Origin of the sequence: Demequina sp. NBRC 110054 (assembly GCF_002090115.1) — a bacterium.
Classification (GTDB): domain Bacteria; phylum Actinomycetota; class Actinomycetes; order Actinomycetales; family Demequinaceae; genus Demequina.
This window is the reverse complement of sequence record NZ_BBRK01000005.1, coordinates 155,172-175,481: the sequence shown is the minus strand read 5'-3', so window position 1 is coordinate 175,481 and position 20,310 is coordinate 155,172. Positions and strand designations below refer to the sequence as shown.

At 70.5% G+C, this 20,310-nt stretch carries 20 protein-coding genes; 9 read left to right on the top strand and 11 right to left on the bottom strand.

The features are described from left to right. The first annotated feature begins 127 nt into the window (after nucleotides 1–127). The 4 genes from B7K23_RS10100 (at nucleotide 128) to B7K23_RS10085 (ending at nucleotide 4,081) form a co-directional block, all read left to right on the top strand. A complete protein-coding gene (locus B7K23_RS10100) occupies nucleotides 128–1,741 on the top strand; it encodes a DHA2 family efflux MFS transporter permease subunit (protein ID WP_143338281.1) in 1,614 nt (537 codons plus the stop codon). After that, the gene (locus B7K23_RS10095) at nucleotides 1,738–2,145 is read left to right on the top strand and encodes an NUDIX domain-containing protein (RefSeq protein WP_084126464.1); all 408 of its coding nucleotides are present in this window, start codon (nucleotides 1,738–1,740) and stop codon (nucleotides 2,143–2,145) included. The genes B7K23_RS10100 and B7K23_RS10095 overlap by 4 nt, the downstream gene beginning before the upstream one ends. Before the next feature lie 54 nt (nucleotides 2,146–2,199). After that, the gene (locus tag B7K23_RS10090; RefSeq protein WP_084126463.1) at nucleotides 2,200–2,529 is read left to right on the top strand and encodes a YciI family protein; all 330 of its coding nucleotides are present in this window, start codon (nucleotides 2,200–2,202) and stop codon (nucleotides 2,527–2,529) included. Nucleotides 2,530–2,689: 160 nt separating this feature from the next. Further along, nucleotides 2,690–4,081, top strand: a complete 1,392-nt coding sequence (locus B7K23_RS10085; RefSeq protein ID WP_084126462.1) for a glutamate decarboxylase — start codon at nucleotides 2,690–2,692, stop codon at nucleotides 4,079–4,081. A 19-nt stretch (nucleotides 4,082–4,100) separates the two neighbouring features. On the opposite strand, the gene B7K23_RS10080 is transcribed toward B7K23_RS10085, so the two are convergent. The 10 genes from B7K23_RS10080 to B7K23_RS10035 all read right to left on the bottom strand — a co-directional run bounded on the left by B7K23_RS10080 (nucleotide 4,101) and on the right by B7K23_RS10035 (nucleotide 14,017). Beyond that, nucleotides 4,101–4,760 (bottom strand): hypothetical protein, encoded by a 660-nt coding sequence (locus B7K23_RS10080; RefSeq protein WP_084126461.1) that lies wholly within the window; start codon nucleotides 4,758–4,760, stop codon nucleotides 4,101–4,103. A 124-nt stretch (nucleotides 4,761–4,884) separates the two neighbouring features. Further along, nucleotides 4,885–5,817: an endo alpha-1,4 polygalactosaminidase gene (locus B7K23_RS10075; RefSeq protein WP_084126460.1), complete on the bottom strand. Its 933-nt coding sequence runs from the start codon at nucleotides 5,815–5,817 to the stop codon at nucleotides 4,885–4,887. Between the two features lie 7 nt (nucleotides 5,818–5,824). Then, the gene (locus B7K23_RS10070) at nucleotides 5,825–6,292 is read right to left on the bottom strand and encodes an SAM-dependent methyltransferase (protein WP_084126459.1); all 468 of its coding nucleotides are present in this window, start codon (nucleotides 6,290–6,292) and stop codon (nucleotides 5,825–5,827) included. A gap of 43 nt (nucleotides 6,293–6,335) precedes the next feature. Further along, complete coding sequence (locus tag B7K23_RS10065; RefSeq protein ID WP_084126942.1) at nucleotides 6,336–6,851, bottom strand: GNAT family N-acetyltransferase; 516 nt, start codon at nucleotides 6,849–6,851, stop codon at nucleotides 6,336–6,338. 5 nt (nucleotides 6,852–6,856) lie between these two features. Beyond that, a complete protein-coding gene (locus B7K23_RS10060; protein ID WP_159451381.1) occupies nucleotides 6,857–7,246 on the bottom strand; it encodes a ribonuclease E inhibitor RraB in 390 nt (129 codons plus the stop codon). A 63-nt stretch (nucleotides 7,247–7,309) separates the two neighbouring features. Then, on the bottom strand, nucleotides 7,310–8,491 hold the full coding sequence (locus B7K23_RS10055; protein ID WP_084126457.1) for a GGDEF domain-containing protein: 1,182 nt from the start codon (nucleotides 8,489–8,491) through the stop codon (nucleotides 7,310–7,312). Nucleotide 8,492: 1 nt separating this feature from the next. Further along, the gene (locus B7K23_RS10050) at nucleotides 8,493–9,665 is read right to left on the bottom strand and encodes a diguanylate cyclase (RefSeq protein ID WP_084126456.1); all 1,173 of its coding nucleotides are present in this window, start codon (nucleotides 9,663–9,665) and stop codon (nucleotides 8,493–8,495) included. Nucleotides 9,666–9,873: 208 nt separating this feature from the next. Continuing rightward, nucleotides 9,874–10,368, bottom strand: a complete 495-nt coding sequence (locus tag B7K23_RS10045) for an SRPBCC domain-containing protein (protein WP_084126455.1) — start codon at nucleotides 10,366–10,368, stop codon at nucleotides 9,874–9,876. A 170-nt stretch (nucleotides 10,369–10,538) separates the two neighbouring features. Beyond that, nucleotides 10,539–11,867, bottom strand: coding sequence for a glycoside hydrolase family 43 protein (locus tag B7K23_RS10040; RefSeq protein ID WP_159451379.1), 1,329 nt, complete (start codon nucleotides 11,865–11,867; stop codon nucleotides 10,539–10,541). Then, nucleotides 11,864–14,017, bottom strand: coding sequence for a family 43 glycosylhydrolase (locus B7K23_RS10035; RefSeq protein WP_084126454.1), 2,154 nt, complete (start codon nucleotides 14,015–14,017; stop codon nucleotides 11,864–11,866). The genes B7K23_RS10040 and B7K23_RS10035 overlap by 4 nt, the downstream gene beginning before the upstream one ends. A gap of 138 nt (nucleotides 14,018–14,155) precedes the next feature. Between B7K23_RS10035 and B7K23_RS10030 the strand changes: the two genes are divergently transcribed. Together B7K23_RS10030 and B7K23_RS10025 are read left to right on the top strand one after the other, a co-directional pair. Next, the gene (locus B7K23_RS10030; RefSeq protein ID WP_084126453.1) at nucleotides 14,156–15,073 is read left to right on the top strand and encodes a 2-hydroxyacid dehydrogenase; all 918 of its coding nucleotides are present in this window, start codon (nucleotides 14,156–14,158) and stop codon (nucleotides 15,071–15,073) included. Nucleotides 15,074–15,151: 78 nt separating this feature from the next. Further along, a complete protein-coding gene (locus B7K23_RS10025; RefSeq protein ID WP_084126452.1) occupies nucleotides 15,152–16,735 on the top strand; it encodes an SDR family oxidoreductase in 1,584 nt (527 codons plus the stop codon). On the opposite strand, the gene B7K23_RS10020 is transcribed toward B7K23_RS10025, so the two are convergent. Next, complete coding sequence (locus B7K23_RS10020) at nucleotides 16,705–18,378, bottom strand: alpha/beta-hydrolase family protein (protein ID WP_159451378.1); 1,674 nt, start codon at nucleotides 18,376–18,378, stop codon at nucleotides 16,705–16,707. The genes B7K23_RS10025 and B7K23_RS10020 overlap by 31 nt on opposite strands. A gap of 191 nt (nucleotides 18,379–18,569) precedes the next feature. On the opposite strand from B7K23_RS10020, the gene B7K23_RS10015 reads away from it, so the two are divergent. The 3 genes from B7K23_RS10015 (at nucleotide 18,570) to B7K23_RS10005 (ending at nucleotide 20,296) form a co-directional block, all read left to right on the top strand. Continuing rightward, nucleotides 18,570–18,782: a hypothetical protein gene (locus B7K23_RS10015; protein ID WP_084126450.1), complete on the top strand. Its 213-nt coding sequence runs from the start codon at nucleotides 18,570–18,572 to the stop codon at nucleotides 18,780–18,782. A gap of 89 nt (nucleotides 18,783–18,871) precedes the next feature. Next, nucleotides 18,872–20,035: an aminotransferase class I/II-fold pyridoxal phosphate-dependent enzyme gene (locus tag B7K23_RS10010; protein WP_084126449.1), complete on the top strand. Its 1,164-nt coding sequence runs from the start codon at nucleotides 18,872–18,874 to the stop codon at nucleotides 20,033–20,035. A gap of 30 nt (nucleotides 20,036–20,065) precedes the next feature. Further along, complete coding sequence (locus B7K23_RS10005; RefSeq protein WP_084126448.1) at nucleotides 20,066–20,296, top strand: hypothetical protein; 231 nt, start codon at nucleotides 20,066–20,068, stop codon at nucleotides 20,294–20,296. The last annotated feature ends 14 nt before the right edge of the window (nucleotides 20,297–20,310 follow it).

The following is a 20,310-nucleotide window of genomic DNA, read 5'->3' as shown; positions in this document are numbered from 1 at the left end:
CTCGGGTCGCAAGGAGTCACCGCGGGATGAAGTGCGCCAGGATGGGCGTTGTCCCTCGAGGCGCGCGCGAGCGAGAACTCGCGACCCGCGCCGTCATCTTCCCTGAAGGAGCGGGCACGTGCCTGACATGGAACGCCGGCGCTGGGCCGGCCTGGTCTTCATCAGCGTCGCCGTCGCGCTGATCATCGTCGACTCCACGATCGTCAACGTGGCGGTGCCCTCGATCGTCGAGGACCTCGGCATCTCCTCCACGGAGGTGCAGTGGGTGCAGGAGGCCTACACGCTCGTGTTCGCGTCGCTGCTGCTGCTGTTCGGCGCGGCCGCCGACCGCGTGGGGCGACGCCGCATGCTCCTCACGGGCGTCGTGGTCTTCGCGCTGTCCTCCGTCGTCGCCGCGATCGCACCCACCGGCGGACTGCTGATCGGCGCCCGCTTCGTGCAGGGCGTCGGCGGCGCGATGATCCTGCCCACCACCCTGTCCCTTCTCAACGCGACCTTCCGGGGACGCGAGCGGGCCATCGCGTTCGCCGTGTGGGGATCCACGATCGGAGGCATGGCCGCCGTGGGCCCGCTGCTCGGGGGCTGGCTCACGACCGACTTCTCGTGGCGCTGGGCCTTCGGGATCAACATCCCTCTCGGCATCCTCATCGTCGTCGGCGTGCTCTGGAGCGTCCAGGAGTCGCGCGAGCACTCCACCCGTCGCCTCGACCTCACGGGCGCCGCGCTGTCGGTGCTGCTCTTCGGCTCGCTCGTGTTCGCGCTCATCGAGGGCCGCACCTACGGCTGGTGGACCGCCACCGAGGAGTTCACGGTCGGTGGTCTCACCTGGCCCTTCGCGATCTCCCCCATCCCCGTGGCCTTCGCCGTGGCGGCCATCGCGGGGGTCGCCTTCGTCACGTGGTCGGCCCGCCGGATGCGCGCGGGCGAGTCCGCGCTGCTGGATCTCGCGCTGCTCCGCATCCCCTCGTTCCGCAACGGCAACGTCGTCGCGCTCGTCGTGGCCCTCGGCGAGTTCGGGCTGATCCTGTCGCTGCCTCTGTGGCTGCAGTTCGTGCTCGGCTTCTCGGCATTCGACACCGGGCTCGTGCTGCTCGCGCTCGCGGGCGGGTCGTTCGTCGCGAGCGGGTTCGCGGGCGCGTTCGCCGGGCGCATCCGTCCCGTCGTGATCGTGCGGATGGGCCTTGCCGCGGAGATCATCGGCGTCACGTGGACCGCCCTCATCGTCGCGCCCGACGCGGCCTGGGGCTGGCTGGTCCCCGCGCTGTTCGTCTACGGCCTCGGTGTCGGCCTCGCCACCGCGCAGCTGACCGGCGTCATCCTGGCCGACGTGCCCGTCGAGCAGTCGGGCCAGGCCTCGGGCACGCAGTCGACGTCGCGTCAGGTCGGATCGGCGCTCGGCGTCGCGATCCTCGGCACGGTCCTGTTCACCTCGACGGGGGCCGTGCTCTCGCAGTCCCTGGACGATGCGGGGGTTCCCACGGAGGCCGCGGACGGGGTCGTCACCGCGGTCGTCGACTCGGCGGGCGCTGCGATCGCCTCGCTCGAGGCCGATGAGTCGACATCCTCCTACGGCGAGGCAGCCGCAGAGGCGTTCTCCGACGGCACCAGGTACGCGGCCTTCACCGCCGCCGGATTCCTCGTGGTCGGCCTCGCCGCCTCGTTCTCGCTCGGCGGCCGGCGGGAGGACGACGACGGCGATCCTGCGGACGAGTCCGAGCCGTCCGAGGACGCGCGCCGATGACCACGGAAGCGCCCGTGATCCGCGTGGTCGGCGTCGTGCTCCGGGACGAGTCGGGGCGCCTCCTGACCGTGCGCAAGCGCGGCACCTCTCGCTTCATGCTCGTCGGCGGCAAGCCCGAGCCCGGGGAGGCGCTCGAGACTGCCGCCCTGCGCGAGGCGTCGGAGGAGATCCATGCAACCCTCCGGACCGAGGACCTGCGGCTGCTCGGGCACTTCCGAGCTCCGGCCGCCAATGAGCCCGACCACATGATCGAGTCCACCGTCTTCACGCATCCGCTCGTGCCGCACGACGAGCCCGCCGCGGAGATCGAGGAGCTGCGCTGGCTCGATCCCCGCGATCCACTCCCCGACGATCTGGCTCCCCTGCTGGTCGGCTACGTCCTTCCTGCGCTCGCGGGCACGTAGGCGCAGACTGGAGGGAGAGCCCCGACGCAGCGGCTCGCTCTGAGGAGGCACGCCATGCGCTATCTGATCTCGGTCATCGACACGGCGACCGCGTCGGCCACCCCCGAGGAGATGGCGGCGATCGATCGCTTCAACGGGCGCCTCCAGGACGAGGGCTGGTGGGTGCTCGCCGCGGGACTCGCGGCGCCGTCACAGTCGCGCGTCATCGACGCGCGCGGCGCGTCGCCGCAGATCACGACAGGGCCGCTCACGCTCGAGCCCGAGTACCAGTCGGGGCTGTGGATCGTGTCCGTCCCGGACGATGCGACGGCCGAGTCCCTCGCCGTCGAGGCCTCGCGCGCGTGTCACCGCAGGGTCGAGCTGCGCGAGTTCCTGGGCGGCTGAGACTTCCCGCGGCACGCGGACACGCGCGGGACGACACCCCGATTACGCCCCCCAGTGCCATCTCCCTCGCCGCCCAGCGGGACGGTTGGGCCGGGAGTACGTTCGAGGTGAGCGCCGAGACGCGGCGCGTCCCCCGGCTACCGGGAGGGATGTCACGCACATGTCCACTCAAGGCAACGAAACCAGCAATGCGCCGTCCGAGGCAAGTCCGATGGGCTTCACGAACGACTACGACGACTTCGCGGCGCCCTGGTTCTCCATCCCCGAGGGAAGCATGCCGCCGGAGATGGCCTATCAGATCGTCCACGACGAGGCGATGCTCGACGGCAACGCGAGGCTGAACCTCGCGACGTTCGTCGGCACGTGGATGGACGCGCAGGCGAACCGCCTCTACGCCGAGACCTTCGACAAGAACATGATCGACAAGGACGAGTATCCGAAGATGGCGGAGATCGAGACCCGGTGCTGGCGCATCCTCGCAGACCTCTGGCACGCGCCGGAACCTGCGTCCTCCATCGGCACGTCGACTGTGGGCTCGTCGGAGGCGGCGATGCTCGCGGGACTCGCCCTGCTGCGCCGCTGGCGGCTTCGCCGACGCGCAGCCGATCAGCCCGCTGATCGGCCCAACCTCGTCATGAGCGCGGCCGTCCAGGTCTGCTGGGAGAAATTCTGCAACTACTGGGACATCGAGGCTCGCCTGGTGCCCGTGTCCGAGACACATCCCGCGCTCGACGGCGACGGGCTCGAGGACTATGTCGACGAGCGCACGATCGGTGTGGTCGCGATCATGGGAGTGACCTACACGGGCGTGTACGAGCCGGTGCAGCGCATCGCGGAAGCGCTCGACCGCATCGAGGCGGACACCGGACTCGATGTGCCGATACACGTCGACGGCGCGTCCGGCGCGATGGTCGCGCCCTTCGTGCAGCCCGACCTGGTCTGGGACTTCCAGGTCACCCGCGTGGTCTCGATCAACACCTCAGGCCACAAGTACGGGCTCGTGTACCCGGGGCTCGGCTGGGTCGTCTGGCGAACCGAGGAGCACCTTCCGGAGGACATGATCTTCCGCGTGAGCTACCTCGGCGGGGACATGCCCACCCTCGCGCTGAACTTCTCGCGTCCCGGCGCGCAGGTCCTGCTGCAGTACTACCTCTTCCTGCGCCTTGGCCGGGACGGCTATCGGGAGGTGCACAGTCATACCCGCGACGTCGCGCTGTACGTCTCCCGTGAGATCTCGCGGATGGGGCCTTTCGAGCTCGTGAGCGATGGGAGCGACATCCCGGTGTTCGCGTGGCGCCTCAAGGAGGACACCACGAGGAACTGGAACCTCTACCACCTCTCCGACAGGCTCCGGGGTCGGGGCTGGCAGGTGCCGGCGTACCCGCTGCCCGAAGGTCTCGAGCACATCACCGTGCAACGCATCGTGCTTCGCCGCGGACGTCGTGCCCTCGCCCGCGACTTCCTCGAGGACCTGCGCCAATGCGTCGACTACCTCGAGGGACTCGACGGGCCGATCCCCGTCGAGAGAGAAGGATCCGCTTTCCATCACTGAGCCCATGGGCGGCCCGGTGTCAGGTCGCCGCCACCTCAGCGGTCACGCCCGGTCGCACCAGAACCGCGGCGCCCAGGAAGCACAGGGCGCCGAGCAGCGTGCCGAGATTCGCCCAGAACAGGCTCACGAACGTGCCGGTGTCCGGGACCACATACGCACCGATGGCTGAGGCTCCGAACGCGACCGATCCGATCATGTTGAGCCAGGCCGCCTGAGGGGTGCGCGCCTGCAGGTGCCACAGCTCGTGCCTCCGCCGGGCGGCTGCAAGTGCGAACGCCCCGGAGACGAGGAAAGCGACCGAGCCCCACGCGTCCGAACGCCATCCGACCCCGGCGGCCTCCGGAGTGGCGATCGCCGCCCGCAACGCCGCGAAGGTGCTCACGTTGAACAGCACGGTGCCGACGGACTGCACCGCCGCGGCCCACCAGTCCCACACGTCGCCGGCGCTCGTACCTGCCCGAGGCACGCGTCGACCGCTCAGCAGGAGCTGGATCGCGCCTGCCGCGGTGAACAGCACCGAGCCGACGAAGAAGGTCCACGCAGTCCCGACTGCGCCGATTCCCTGCGCGAACCACGGCAGCGCACCCGCGACGAAGCACAGCGAGCCGAGCGCGAATCCCCACGCCTCGGCCCTGAGTCTGACGTATCTGCGCGGTGAGACGCGCTCGCGACCACCCATGCCTCCGAGCCTACGCACCGCCTGGCGCCCGGGCATCTGCGACGTGACCCGTCGAGCGAGGAGCGCGCGTCGGCGCTGGACGCGCGCGAGTCGTCAGGCGGACCACACTGCTGCGGCCCGCGCGTCAGCAGCGGTCGTAGACGTACTCGCGCGACTGCTGACCGACCAGGTCGCGATCTCGCAGGATCAACAGTCCCGGCCGCGGATCCGCCTCGCAGGCCGCGGCGAAACCGGCGTCGGCCTCGTCCCAGGCGTCCGTGTACTCGATCGCGAGCACCCTTCCGTCGTAGATGTCCAGATAGATCCCGCACTCGTCCCAGACAGCGCATTCCTCGGCGATCGCGAAGTCGAAGCCCACCTCGTCGCGCCCGACGGATCCCAGCTCCGCGGTGTTCTTCTGGGCCGCCGCGAGTCCCGCCGCGTGGGCGCGCTCGACGTAGGACGTCGCCAGCGCGACGGCCGACGCCTCGTCGATCGCGCTGAACCTGGTCCAGGTGTCGAGGTTGTCGATCTCGATCGCGTCGAAGCCCTTGGCCGCGCACTGATCGATCAGGGGTCCGATCCGCTCCAGGATCCCTTCTCGCTGCGCGGCCGTCGTCGGATCGAGCACGTACTCGTCCGGCCAGTCGGGATCGGGGACGGGGTCGCCGTCGTCGTCCGCGAGCAGCAGCTCGGGATGCGCGAGCCAGACGGCCGCGTCGTCCGGCTGGGTCTGGAAGCCGTTGACGTAGCAGACGCTGTAGGCGCCCTCGAGGGGCACGGAACCGACGTCCCGCACCACCACGTCCAAGGCCGTCTCGACGCCATCCACGAGCACCGTGTCGTAGGAGGCTCCCAGCTGATAGTCCGCGACGCCGGTCGTGGGGAGAGCGAGCACCGCGGACTCGCTCGCAGACGGCACCGCGGACCCGCTGGCCGACGACGCCGCCGAGCCGCTCGCTCGGCTCGCGGTGGGAGTGCCGGATGCGGCAGGACTCGACGCCCCTTGGTCGCATCCGGTCAACGCCACCGCGCACACCATCGCGCAGGCCAGCACGGCGAGGGCGCTGCGGATCATCGGCGCGTCAGGCCTCCCAATAGGAGCGCATCAGCGCGGTCGCCCACGCAGGCTGACGCACCTCTCCCCTGGGCCCGAACTCGGCCATGTAGGGCTTCACGTCGAGCACGGGCGTGCCGTCGATCGCGTCGAGCCCCGCCACGGTGAGCGTCAATCCCTCGACCGCGACGACGCGCGCGATCGTCGCGCCGATCCTGTTGGGGCGGTTCTTGCCGCGCTGGGCGAGGATGCCCACCCTGGGCCACTCGGGGTTGCCCCGCGGGCGCCGAGCCTCCCGCTCGATCCTCTCGACCGGCACCCTGTCGAGGTGGAAGAGCACCTCGACGTGGCTGAACTCCTCGAGACCGGCGAGTGCCTCGGGCCCCACCTGCTGCGGGTCTAAGGCGATCGAGGACGATTCGCTGTCCCAGTCGTCGCCCCCGGGCGCGGTCCTTGTGGACGTCACCCGTCCGATCGCCACCATCTCGATGCTCATGGACGCTGTGCTCCCCTCTCGCTTCGGCAGTAGCGGGCCGCCTTCACGGCGCGCCGGCTCCACGATGGAGCTCTCCGAGATCGATGGCCCATGCGTTCAGCGTCATGGGGACGCCGCGGTAGTCGTCGTCGAACGCGCCGCGATGAGTGAGACCGGCCTTCCGGCACACCGCGTTCGAGGCGGCGTTGGCGGTGTGCGGGCACGCCATGAGGACCCCTCGCCGCCCCTCGGCGTACGCCGACTCGAGGAGCAGACGCAGCGCGCTGGTCGCTGCGCCCCGACCTTGGAACGCGGGAAGAACCGCCCAGCCGGCCTCGAGGCACGGGGCGCCGTCCCACTCCGATTCCCACCACCCGACCGACCCCACCGGAGCATCGTCCGCCGTGGCACGGATGGTGAACATCCGGGGTTGCGTCGTGTCCCAGCCGCGGATGTACTGCTCGTGACGCCGTCGCACCCGGGCGGGCGTCTCAGGCCCGGCCAGGTGAACCGTCATCTCGGGAGCGTTCGCCCCCTGGAGGACCGGCAGGTCCGCATCGGTCCAGCGGCGCAGCCGCACGCGCACTAGGCCTGCTTCTCCTCGGCCGTGAGCAGGCCCGCCCAGCCCTCGAACTCGCCGCCGTAGCGGTGCGCGATGTCCTCGCACAGGTCGATCGTCTCGCGCAGGAAGTCGGGCACGAGCGGCTGCTTCCAGCCCCGCACGAACACCATCCATTCGGGAATGTCGTGGCTCGGCTCGACGAGCTCGCACATGATGCGCCTGGTCCGCAGCTCGTCCATGACGGCCTCCACCTTCACGCCGGACGTGAAGGAGACGAAGAACTCCGACTCGCGAGGCGCGGAGATGTCCGCGCCTCGCGCCTCGAACGCGTCCAGCTGCTCGGCGTCGTCGGCCCACAGGTCGTACGGGGCGACGCGCTTGCGACCGCCGAACACCTTGCTGAGGAAGCCCATGCGGACACCGTAGCGCCCCCGGGCCATCCCGTGGCGGGACCATGCGCTCACGCGGTGACGCGGTCAGACGACGCCGTCGTCGACCTCGACGCGGTCCCGGCCTTGCGACTTAGCGCGGTAAAGCGCGCCATCCGCCCTGACGAGCGACGCGTCCAGCGTGGCACCCGGTCCTGCCACGGCAAGGCCGTAGCTCACGGTCGGCGCGGGCGCGGGACCGTCCGAGCACAGCTCGGAGAAGCTCGCCGTGAGCCTCTCGCAGACGGCGGAGGCCTCTTCAGCGCTGACCGCCCGAAGCAGGAGCCCGAACTCCTCCCCGCCGAGCCGGCATGAGAGATCCCCGTCGCGGGTCAGTCCCCGGCAGGCTCGGCCGAACGCCCTGAGTGCACGGTCGCCCTCCGCATGACCGTAGGTGTCGTTGAGCGCCTTGAAGTGATCGAGGTCGGCAAGGACCAGGACCGACCGATGGCCCCGCCCGATGTCACTCACGATCGCAGCCTCGGCCCGCTCGCGGAACGGCTCGCGCAGCAGGAGCCCGGTGAGGTCATCCCTGGTCGCCCGCTCGTACCAGCGCCGCGACATCTCCACATGGCTCAGCTCGGTGATGGAACCGGTGATCACCACGAGAACCGCGAGAGACGCCAGCGCTGCCGCCGTCGGCCCCGCCCACGGGATCCGGAGCTCCGGCCGCAGCTCCGCCCCGACGATGAGACCCGCTCCCACGGCGCAGTACAGCGCAGACCCCGCGGCCGCCGCCAGCATCGATACCACCGCCGCCAGGGCCGCGCCGTCGCGGGGACGCCTGCGCCATCGCCTGGAAGCGAGCAGGCGCCACAGCTCACCCGAGGCCAGGCCCGCGTACGCGCCTATGCCCAGCACAACCGCGAGGGCCCCCGGCCGCGTCCCGACGCCAGGAATGCCGAGCATCGTCCATGCGAATATGGCCACCGGACCGACCGCCACCGCCAGCCGTGCTGTCCGGCGCCCGTCGATCGAGGCCGCGGCGGACCAGGCGAACGCCGCGCCAAGCACGCTTGCAGCGTTGCCGAGCGCGTCCGCGGGGCGTCCGACCGACGGCGCGAGCAGGGTCACGAGCGCCCCGACTCCGGCAGCGAGCAGCGCCGCGCTCCACCACCCGGCATACGGCGCGCGGGTGGGCCGGTACGTGCCGAGGTAGACGAGCAGGAACACGCACAGGCCCACGGCCGCCTGCGTGGCTCGCAGGGTGTCGAGGTCGAGAATGGGCACGCTAGACGCCTCCGCCCGAGTCGACCTCGACCCGGTCGCGGCCCCGGCTCTTCGCGAGGTAGAGCGCGGCATCCGCGCGGGCGAGCACCCCCGCCACCGGCTCGTGTCCGTGGGCGATCGTGACGCCATAGCTCGCGGTCGGAGCCCCGAGACGCACGGGCGATCCGAGCGCGTAGCGCTCGGAGACACGCCGCAGCACCTCGTGCGCACGGTCGAGATCCGTGGTCTCGAGGAGCATCGCGAACTCCTCACCCCCGAGCCTCCCGCAGATGCCCTGACCGACGAGGGACTCGCGCGCAGCGGCCCCGAACGCCCGCAGGGCCCTGTCCCCCGCCTCGTGGCCGAGCGCGTCGTTGATCTGCTTGAAGCGGTCCAGATCGGCGACCACGGCGATCGCGCCGTGGCCGCGGCGCGCGCGCCAGCCCTCGGCACGATCGAGGAACTCCGCGCGCGTGAGCAGGCCGGTGAGCGAGTCGTAGGCGGCGCGGCGCCGCACGTCGCGCGCCGACTCGTAGTGGCTGATGGACGTCACCCCGAACGTCGTCACGACGAGCATGAGGATCATCGCGAGCGTCGTCACGCCCGCGCCGAACCACGTGTCGAAGCGGGCGTCCTCCGGCCCCCACACCACGAAAGCGACGAGTCGGCCGACATACAGCGCCGCCATGCTGGTGCCGGCGACGAGCAGCGCGAGCAGAGAGCTGCCGACCACGTCCCAGCGCGCGGGCGACAGATGCCTGCGGCGCTCGCGCCATAGGCCCGCGACCTCGCGCGCGGCGAGGACGAAGCCTGCGAGCATCCCCGCGAGGAGTGCCTCACCGCCGGTCCACGCGTCGTGCAGAGGATCGTCGAGGTACGCGGCGAGCGCCACCACGGCGACGATGGCGGCGAGCACCCACCAGAGCGGCGCCCGTCCTCGCACGGCGCGTGCGGCGAACCAGACGCATCCGGCCCCGACCACGCTCAGCACATTGCCCACGGGATTGAACACCACTTGCAGCGCGGTCCCGTTGAACAGGTAGGCGACCGACGCAAGACCCGACAGCAGGAGAGATACAGACCACCAGGCGGCGTAGCGGGACCGCGTGCGGCGGTAGGTTCCGGCAAGGAAGACGAGGAGAACGAGCAACGCGACCACAGCGAGGAGAACCCTCATGGTCACGGTGTCGAGCATGCCCCACAGGGTACCTATCTCGAAGTTGCGAACGAGCGTCGAACCGGGTCGGGCCGGGTGAGATATTCGTCACCCCCGGAGGGCGCGCCACCGTCGCGGGAGTCTCACCGATGGAGGGCGCCCCCCAAGGAGGCGCGAAGGCGGGCCCCTCCGCCAGGGAGAGGCCCGTCGATGCGGCCTCATGGGCCGCGCGGGCGAGGACTAGCCGCTAAGCCGCCGCGGTCATGCCCTCGACCGCATGCTTGACGCGCTCGAGGCGGGCCTGAACCATCCGCTCCGGCCCTTTCCCCTCGAGGCGGTCCATCATCCGCTCGTACAGCGGCGGGTGATGCACCTGCACCTTGAGGGTCATCTGGGTGCCGCCGCCCTCGCGCTCGAACACGTGGACCAGGCTGTAGGGCGCGGTCACGTGTCCGGCGCCGTGGCGACGGAGCACATGCATGGTCGGCTGCATCGCGATCTCGATGCGCTTGTCAGGGACCACGTCGACGTACTCGAGCACGTCGTCCTCCTCGATCGGGCCCGACGCCATCTTGAGGCTGAAGGTCGTGCCGACTCCGTCGTTCTTGACGTCGGACTCAACCACGGCCTTCGGGTCGCCCGCGAATAGTCGCCTGGGGTCCAGGCAGTAGGTGTAGACGGCGTGAGGCATCGCGTCGATGTAGATGGACTCATCGACCCGGGTGATCACGTCAGTCATCATTCTCACCTCCTCCCGTGCTGACGAGGTGGAACTCCCACGCCTCCACGGTAGGTCGCGCCCCTGCGGGCAGCAATCGGGCACTCGCGTCCGCATGCGGAGCAGGGCCGATGCCGGGGCGGCCCGTCCCGAGACGCACGCCGCGGCCGCCGATGCGAGCCCGACCCGCCGCGTCAGACGACCGCGACGACCGCGCTGACGGTGAGCGATGTGGCGCTGTACGGGGTCTTCTCCGGCGCGTCCCACGCGGTCGAGCCTCCTCGACCGCGCCACGCGTTGAGGTTCGCTCCGATGGTGCCCTGAAGCACCCCTTCGACCCGGAGCTCACCGACGCCGGAGGCGTCGACCCCGGACATCTCCCACCGCACAGGGAACGATGCGGTCCCGCCGCCGTGCAGCGTGGCCTCGGCGGTCCCGGGCAGCTGCGCACGGATCCGCTCCGGCGTCACGCCGACAGGGACCTCGACCCGGCCCAGGTCCGCCTCGACCGGTGAGGCCGCATCGGCGGCCCGGAGCGCCTCGTGCTGATCGCGCGTGAGCCCAAGCACTCCGCCGTGCTTGGTCGACGCGCGCAGGCTGAACCGGTCGCTCTCAAGCGGGTTCCACGGACTGTCCGCATCGAGGTCGGTCGACACCATCGGTCGATAGCCGATGCTGGGGATCACGTCGACGTAGAGGTACCAGCGGTCCTCGCCATGCGCCTTGAACATCGTGGGGCCCTCGACGCCGTGTCCGGCGGCGTACTCGTCGCCGATGCGGGTCTGCACCTGACGCCACTGCGCCTCGGGCTCCCACCAGCGCTCCGCGTCGGTGACCTCCATGAACAGGCCGCGTGCGGTCGCGCCGTTGTCCTTCGTCACGCGGTAGGTGCGGCCATCGCGCTGGATCATGGTCGTGTCGATCGTGTCGTCACCCTGGTCGAGCAGGATGCCGCCGAACGTCCAGGTCGCCTGGGTGAAGTCCGTCGTCGTGCCCCACAGGATCACCTGGTGATCACCGACCGTCGACGTCCAGTAGACGACGAAGGCGCCCTGCCCCAGGCCATGGAAGTCGGGCACGAAGGTGGTCTCGGCGGCCCACATCATGCCCATCTCGGGAGCGCCCTCAGCCGGCGCGCCGGACGCATCGCGCGCGACGTCGATCTGCCGCAGCGGCGACCAGGTGATCAGGTCACGGGACTCCCAGACGTTCATGCGCGTCGAGTACCCGCGCGACCACCCGGCCCAGCCCGCATCGTCCCCGCCGAAGACCCTGAGGTCCGTCGCAAGGACGAAGTACGTGCCCGTCTGCGGGTTGTACGACAGGTGCGGGTCGCGCACGCCCGTGGTCGACAGATGCGAGGCGAGGATCGGCTCGCCGCCGTTGAGCGGCACCCACCGCTCGGGGTCGTCGCCCTCGGACAGGTCCAGATAGATCTTCTCGGCGTAGCCCTCGGCGTCCTCGAGGAAGTGCACCATGAGGTAGCCGTACGGCCCCTCGGATGCGAGTGGCGCGGAGGTCACTTGACGACCACGGTCACGGCGACGTCGCGCAGCTCGGGCAGCAGCTCCTCATCCGTCTCCATGTCCAGGACGGGCATGCCGTCGGACGCGAAGTGCACGCGGCGCACGAACATGTCGCGGCCGGTCAGGCCCTTGTGGTCGGTGCGCGCGTGGAACACGTACAGCAGGTTGCCGTCCTCGTCCTCGGACCACATGCCGTGGCCGGTGCCGAGCTGCATCTCGCCGTTGTAGGGCCCCGACTTCTGGATCGGGTAGCCGAGGCGGTTCCAGGACGCGGGGTCCGTGAGGTCGACGCCCTCGCCGGCCGGGGCGGTCGCGAGGCCGGTCGTGTAGGAGTCGCCGACGGTCGAGCCCGAGTACAGCAGGAACAGGCGCCCGTCGCGCACGAGCACGTTCGGCCCCTCCGCGATCTCGTTGTCCCACGAGTACACGGGCGCGAGGATGCGCACCGGGTCGGAGGTGAGGCGCGTCGGGTCCTTCGGGTCCATCGTCGCGATGAACACCGAGCCGAGCATCTGCCACGCGTAGTAGTGCGTGCCGGAGTCCTCGAAGTAGGTCATGTCGAGCGAGATGCCCTGGATCTTGTTGAGCTCGCTGCCGTCGGCGCACACCACATGCTGGGTGGCCGTCCAGTTCGCGGGAACGGTCGGGTCCAGGTGGTTCCCGGCGCCGTCCTTCTTCAGCTGGACGATGCTGGCTCGGCCCGACCACATGTCCGTCGGGTCGCCGTAGGACGGCATGAACAGGATGGAGAGGCTGCCGTCGATCATGTGGATCTCGGGCGCCCAGAAGCAGCCCGTCATGGGCTTGCCGTACGCGTCGAGCGAACCGTGGACCAGGAGGTCGACCTCGGTGACGCGGCCGGCCTCGAGCGCCTCGTCGGAGAGGTCCTCGATGCGCTCGGCCATGCGGATCGGCATGCCGACCGGCTCACCCGAGTTGCTCACCGGGTCCATGTGGAGGTCCTTGGTGGCGATCATCAGGAACCGCGGCTGGCCGTTGAAGTCGAACTTGTAGACCGAGGGGTCGGCGCGCTCGTCCGCGAAGGGCGTCGGGTACACGGCCTGCTTCACGCGGCCGGGGACGGTGTGCTCGCCGGGCGCGGAGGTGTCGAGCGCGGCGATGGCGGCGGCGTCCCACTCGATCGCGAGCGAGCCGGTGGACCCATCCGAGTAGTCGAGCTCGAGGCGAGACGGCAGGTCGGCGGCCGACACCGCGGCGCCGGCGGCGACCTCGACGATGGGCAGCGGCGTGGCGCCGACATTGCGGATCGGTCCGAAGCGGACCTCGAGGCCACGGGCCATCTCGGCGGTGACGGCGACCGTGGCGCCGGGTGAGTCGTCCCTGGGGCTCGTCACGAACCCACCCGGGGCCGCGGCGCCCACGGTCGAGGAGTCCGCGAGGTCGGCGACATCGGCGTGGAAGGCGACTCCTGCATCGTCCGTCCAGGAGACGACGTATACGCCGCGCGCGGCGTCGTAGACGGACGCGGGGGCCGACACCCCCGTGGTCACGCCGAGGTCGAGCAGACCGACCTCGGTGTAGCTCAGCAGATCGGGCGACGTGGCGACCAGCACGCTCGAGCGCTCGGTGCCATCCGCTCCCCCGCCCCGTGCGACGCGCGTCGCGACGATGCCGAAGCCGCCGTCGGCCAGGTGGAACAGGAAGGGGTCCTTGAGAGAGCGGATGACCTCGTCCGTGGTGCCCGAGGGGCCGGGCACCTCGGAGGTGAGCGCGAAGAACACGCCATAGTCGTCGTTGAGCGCCGCGAAGCCTGACTCGCCCTCGAGCGCGAGGTGGGCGCTGTACGCGACGTCCTCGTTGTTGGCCTCAGTCGCGGTGGTCGGGGTGCGGTGGTAGCTCGCGACGCGCCGCGCGGTCTCCGGCAGCACCGTCACGGGGAAGGTCCTGGTGATGGCCTCCGCGCCGTCGGCAGGGACGATGCTGGCGGACACCGTGGCACTCACGGCCGCCTCGGCTTCGGACACCACGGCACCGTCGACGAGCGAGATGCCCTCGCCGGCGACGGCCACCTCGGCGAGCGCGCTTCCCTCGGGCGCGCCGGGCAGCGCATCCCCGGAGGCGAGGGTCGGAGGAACGATCCACAGAGGGGCGAGGGCCTCGGGGGCGGCGGCGTTCGTGTCAGCCATGGAGTGCTCTCCTTCGAGTCGGCAGGTTCGAGTCTGAGGGGCCCGCGCGCTCAGCGCGAGTCGGGCCGGGTCCTCGGAGAATTTACAACGTTTACCCTCGCTCCACCAAGACGGCGTCGCGCATGCCACGATGAACGCATGACCACCACGCGACCGCACGTCATCGTCGACATGTCCCTGCATCCCCACGCCATGTCCGCGCTCACCGCCAGCGCGGATGTCGCACGGCTCCCCGGCTCCGGTCCGGAGCGGGCGGCGGCACTGGCCGCCGCGGACGGGATCCTCGCGTACGGCCCGCCTCCCGTCGAGGAGCTCGAGCACGCGGACCGGCTGCGGGCGTTCGCGGTGCACCTCGCGCCCGAGCCGTCCAAGTGGCACGCGGCGGAGCACGGGATCACCGTCCTCGAGTCGTCCCGCCTGTGGCGCACGGTCGCCGAGCACACCCTCGCTCTCCTGCTCGCGACCCAGCGCAGGGTGCCCGCGGCGGACGCCGCCATCCGTGACGGACGGTGGCCGGTCGAGGACCTCAAGGTCCCGTTCGCCGGCCGGGACCTCGCTGACTCGACGGTCGGCGTGCTCGGGGCCGGACGCATCGGCCTGCACCTGCTGCGGATGCTCGGGGCACTCGACGCCCGCACGCTCTTCACCGACGCGACGGCCATGCCCGACGTCGAGCACGCGACCGGGGCGCGTCAGGTGCCCCGCGACGAGCTGCTGGCATCGTCGGACGTCGTCGTGGTGCTGCTCCCCCTCGACGACTCGACGCGCGGATCCCTCGGCGCCGAAGAGCTCGCACTCCTCCGCCCCGGCGCGGTCCTGATCAACTCCGCGCGCGGTCCGATCGTCGACGAGGAAGCGATGCTCGAGGCGCTGCGCTCGGGAAGGCTCGCGGGAGCGGGACTCGATGTGCACGGAGACGAGCCCCTCCCCGCCGATCACCCGCTGCTTGCGCTCGACAACGTCGTCATCACCCCGCACCTCGGAGGCTCCACCCTCGAGTGCGACCTCGAGCTGGTCGAGGGCCTGCTCGAGGCCCTCGGGGCGCCGCGGGCCTGACGGCGCGGGAATGCGGCGCGGCCGCACGCTCGTTGACATGAGCGACGACGCGCCGAGGAAGCCGACGGGAGCAGTGTCATGAACGACGAAGCGCAGGGTGCGGAGGCGCTGCGCGCGCCCTTCGGCACCGAGGCCGAGCTTCGCGCCGTGCCATCCGCTTCCGGCGCCGCCCCGCTCGTGCTCGTGCTGGGAGCCACAGGCTACATCGGTGGTCGGCTCGTGCCGCGACTGCTCGCGGGCGGCTACCGCGTCCGCACCCTCTCGCGCTCGGCTGAGCGCATCGCCGCGCTGCCGTGGGCAGACGACGTCGAGGTGATCGAGGGAGATGCCTCCGACGCCGAGGCGATGGCCGAGGCGATGGAGGGCGTCGACGTCGTGTACCACCTGGTGCATTCGATGCATGCCGGGCGCGACTACGGCCGGCTCGACCGGGCGATCGCGATCAATGTCGCGCTCAAGGCGGCCGCCCACGACATCCGCCGCATCGTCTACCTCAGCGGACTGCACCCCGAGGGCGTCGAGCTCTCTCCGCATCTCGCGTCCCGGAAGGAGGTCGGCGACATCCTGCTCGCGTCGGCCACGCCTGCGATCGTGCTGCAGGCGGGCGTGGTCATCGGCTCCGGCTCGGCGTCCTTCGAGATGATCCGCCACCTGACCGAGGTGCTGCCGTACATGCCCGCGCCACGATGGGTCAGGAACACGATCCAGCCCATCTCGGTCCGCGACGTGCTCTACTACCTGCTCGCAGCGGCACGGCTCGAGGAGGACGTCAACCGCGAGCTCGACATCGGTGGGCCCGACGTCATGCGCTACTCGGAGATGATGAATGGCTACGCCGCGGTCGCGGGCCTGCCGCAGCGCGGCATCACGGCGCTGCCCGTGCTCACTCCGAGCCTCGCCTCGCACTGGGTGGGCCTCGTCACGCCGGTCCCGCGCCAGATCGCGCGCCCTCTCGTCGAGTCGCTGCTCCACTCGTGCGTCGTGAAGAACGACGACGTCAAGACGCTCATCCCCGACCCGCCTGGCGGGCTCACGTCCTATCCCGAGTCGGTGAGGCTCGCGCTCAGCCGCATCGAGATCGACGACGTCGAGACGAGCTGGCTCGATGGCCGCGTGACGGGCGCACCGAGCGACCCAATGCCGAGCGACCCGAACTGGGCGGGTCGGACCGTCTTCAAGGACGCGCGCTCGCGGCGCACCTCCGCCTCACCGGACGACGTCTGGCAGGTCATCTCGCAGGTCGGCGGCGCGACAGGGTGGTACTCCGCTTCCGTGCTGTGGGCGACACGCGGGCTCATGGACCGGATGATCGGCGGGGTCGGCCATCGACGCGGCCGTCGCACGCACGCGCAGCTCACGGTCGGCGACGCGATCGACGTGTGGCGCGTCGAGCACGTCGAGAGGGGCAGGCTCCTGCGTCTGCGCGCTGAGATGCGCGTGCCCGGTCACGCATGGCTCGAGCTCGGCGTCGATCCGGTCGAGGAGGGCGGCGCCGAGTATCACCAGCGCGCGGTGTTCTTCCCGCGCGGCCTCACGGGGCGCCTGTACTGGCTGACCATGCTTCCCTTCCACGGGCTGGTGTTCAGCGGCATGGTCAACCGCATCGTCGCCGAGGCCGAGGGTGAGGCGGATCAGTTGGCGACCGGCGAGAAGGTGTCGTAGAGCTCGATCAGCGCGCGCACGCGCTCGACCGCATCATCGTCGAGGCCTGCATCACCCGTGACCTCATGCAGCGCGTCCACCGCGATGTTGCCGTACTTGTGGCCCGCGTCCTCAGGCACCGCAGTGGACAGGATCAGGTCGATCACGCCCTGGAACGCGGTGACGGCGGGGATCCACACCATGTCCTCGCTCACGCTCTCGGAGCGCTGATCGCCCTCGAGCCACTCGGGGCTCGACCAGATGACGCTCGGGCCGATCCAGACGATCGGGTCGGTGCCGTGCTGGAGGTAGGCGACGCGGGTGTCGTCCCACTCGCCCGGCAGCTCAGCGAGCCCGCCCCACGAATCCGCCCAGCGCACGTGGATCCCGTCATCCAGGACGGGCAGGGTGACTGAGCTCCCCTCATCGCGAGAGGCCTGGGTCGCGCTCCAGATCGGGGTGAACGACGGGGTGCCCGCGAGCACCGCACCCTCGGTCGACTCGAGGATGTCGTCAAGATCGTCGTACGCGGCCTGGATGCCGAAGCTGCCGAGGCTCAGTCCGTAGACCACGAGCTGTGGGCGGTCTCCCTCGGGCAGGGCGCTCCACCACTCGGTCACGGCCTCGACCAGCGCGGTGGTTCCCTCCTGAGACTTGTCCGGCGTGAAGATCGCGGACACGGGGCTGCCGGTCGCGCCGTACTGCAGCGCGACCAGGGCGGTGTCGCCCGCGTGAAGATACTCGAAGCCGTCGATCGCGGCGGGATCGATCCAGCCCGAACCCGTGGTGCCGGCGATCAGCAGGACCTCTCGGTCCGCCGCGCCCGTGCGCTCGAGCTCCTGGACGGCGATCTGCGCCTGCTCCTCGTACGTGCCGGGCACGTCGACGCCGACGTAGACGCGGATCGGCTCCACCGCGTCGACACCGGTGACGAGCGAGATCTCGTCGGCCGTCGGTCCTCCGGACACGACCTTCGCCCCCGCGTATCCGACCTGGTCCCAGGGCACGAGGCTCTCCTCGCTTCCCGAGCGCAGCGCGCTGGTCGGCTGCGGGTACTCGGGGTCGTACTGGCGGTTCTTGTACACGGAGGCGAGGGTGAGCAGCCCCGAGACGAGCGAGAAGCCGATCGAGAACACCACGAGCATCGCGGCGATCGTCGCCGCGCCCGTGCCGACCCGGAAGAGCCGAGGACGCGATTCGCGGCCGGGCATGCGAGGCTCGATCAGCCTCCACAGGCGGCGGTACCCGCCCGCGACGCCGCGCCCGATCGCGAAGGCGAGCCAGGACCCGATCGCGAAGCCGACAGCGGCCCACATCCAGTGGAAGCCATCGGTGTCGGGCATGCCGACCGCCTCGCGCACCGAGTTCTGCCATCCGACGGCGAAGGGCATGAGCACGGCGGCGCCCACGATGCCGATCACTGCGACGATCCACACCTTGGCCTCTGCGGCCTGCGGCAGCCTGCCCCGAGACAGCCGGGCGACGCCCTTCCAGATCAGCACCCCGATGCCGTAGCCGACCGCGAAGCTGAGCCCCGAGACGAGGCCCTGACCCCAGGCGGGCCGCGGCAGCAGCGACGGCGTCAGCGACAACGCCACGTTAATCAGGCCGAACACCGCGCCGGCGACGTCGAGCGTCGCACCCACCTTGACCACCCGAACCATGAGGTCCCCCTTCTCCGCCTCCACAGTAGCGGCGCGGTCCCGGCTACGACATGCCTGGCACCACGGAGTGTCGCGGGCAATATCCACTCCCGGGAGCTCGCGTCGCATCGAGGGGCGTCGAGCGCTACGGTCGGACCATGGCGAGAGATGCGCATGGCGGTTCCGGGGTGAACGCGAATGAAGGATTTGCGATGTCCTTCGCACCTCGCGGGGAGATGACGACGTACGTCGACGGTGGCGCGGGAGCGGCCCTGCTGCTAGGGGCGCTCGCGATCGTCACCGCCGGCGTCGTCGTCACGATCGTCAGCGTCGTCGCCCTGCGATCGCGCCCGCGTCCGCCGCGCCATGCGTCTCCTGCCGCCGCGGCGCACCCGCTCGGGCACGAGGTGGATCCAGGCCTCTAGCGTTTGCTGACACGTCAAAGAAGGCTCAGGCTGGTGAGACGGCCGTCGCGCTGTCGCGGCGACGCCTCACCTGCCTGAGGGGACGCGAGATGGAACTCGCCCGACGCGCAAGATCAGCCCAGACGGAGATCTCGGCTGTGACCGACTTCCTCGCGCTCGTGGACGCCCAAGCGGGTACCCCCGGTGCGATCGACCTCACCTTCGGCAATCCGCACGAGATGCCCCTCGACGGGCTCGTGTCCGCGCTGCGCCATCAGGTCGAGCCACGGTCCGAGGCATGGTTCGCCTACAAGATGAATGAGGCGCCCGCGCGGGAGACGATCGCGCAGGGGCTCGCCCAAGAGCTGGACGCAGGCTTCGAGCCGGACGACGTCGCCATGACCCAAGGGGCGTTCGGAGCGATCTCGCTCGCGCTGCACCTCCTCGCCGACCCCGGCGACGAGGTCATCGTCCCCGTGCCTGGCTGGTTCTGCTACTCCCCCATGCTCAGGTCCGCGGCCCTCGCCCCGGTGCCCGTGGCACTCTCGGCCGACACCTGCGATCTTGACATCGAGGCGCTCGCGGCCGCCATCACACCCCGGACGCGCATCATCGTGGTGAACTCACCGGCCAATCCCACGGGACGCGTGTACGGGAGGGACCAGCTCGAGGCGCTCGCGGACCTGGCCGAGGAGGCGTCGGCGCGCATCGGCCGACGCATCTGGATCTTGAGCGACGAGCCGTACCGGCGCATCCGTTACGCGGGCGTGCCGTTCACGAGCCCCGCCACCGTGTATCCATGGACGCTTATCGACTACAGCTACGGCAAGATCCTTCTCGCACCCGGTCAACGGCTCGGCTACCTCGCGCTCTCACCGCTGATGCCACCGCAGACCAGGGCGGAGCTGTGCGACGCCTTCGCTCCGCTGCAACTCTCGATCGGCTGGGGTTTCCCCGACGCGTTGATGCAGTACGCGGTGCCCGAGCTCGAGACGATAGGCATCGACCTGGCCGCGCTCGAGCGGAAGAAAGACCTCGTCCACGGGGAACTCTCCGCCGCGGGATTCCATCTCGCACCCGCCGAAGGCACGTTCTACCTGTGGGGAGAGGCTCCGGGCGGCGACGGTAATGCCTTCTCGGCGCGCGTGGCAGAGAGACAAGTGCTCGTGATGCCGGGGCGGCTCTTCGAACGGCCCGGCCACTTCCGCATCAGCCTGACCGCCACCATGGAGTCGCTCGAACGGGCACTGCCCGCGCTACTCGCCGCTGCGTGAGGGACCTGTCGCCGAAGTGAGGAGGACACCATGGACGAGGTGAGTGACGCGGGCCATGTCGCCCGCTGGAATGGATCCCACTACGTCGTGTCGGCGCCCACCGGCATCGAACTCGGCTCGCTTGAGCTGACGGACCACGGGTGGCAGTGGGTGGAGTTCACGACCGAGTACGACCTCGGCGTCGACATCGCCGACCACGCGTTCGACAGCCCGCAGACGACCCTCCACGCGATGCTCGAATGGGGCGGCTGGCTGGTGTAGGCCCGCACGCGACT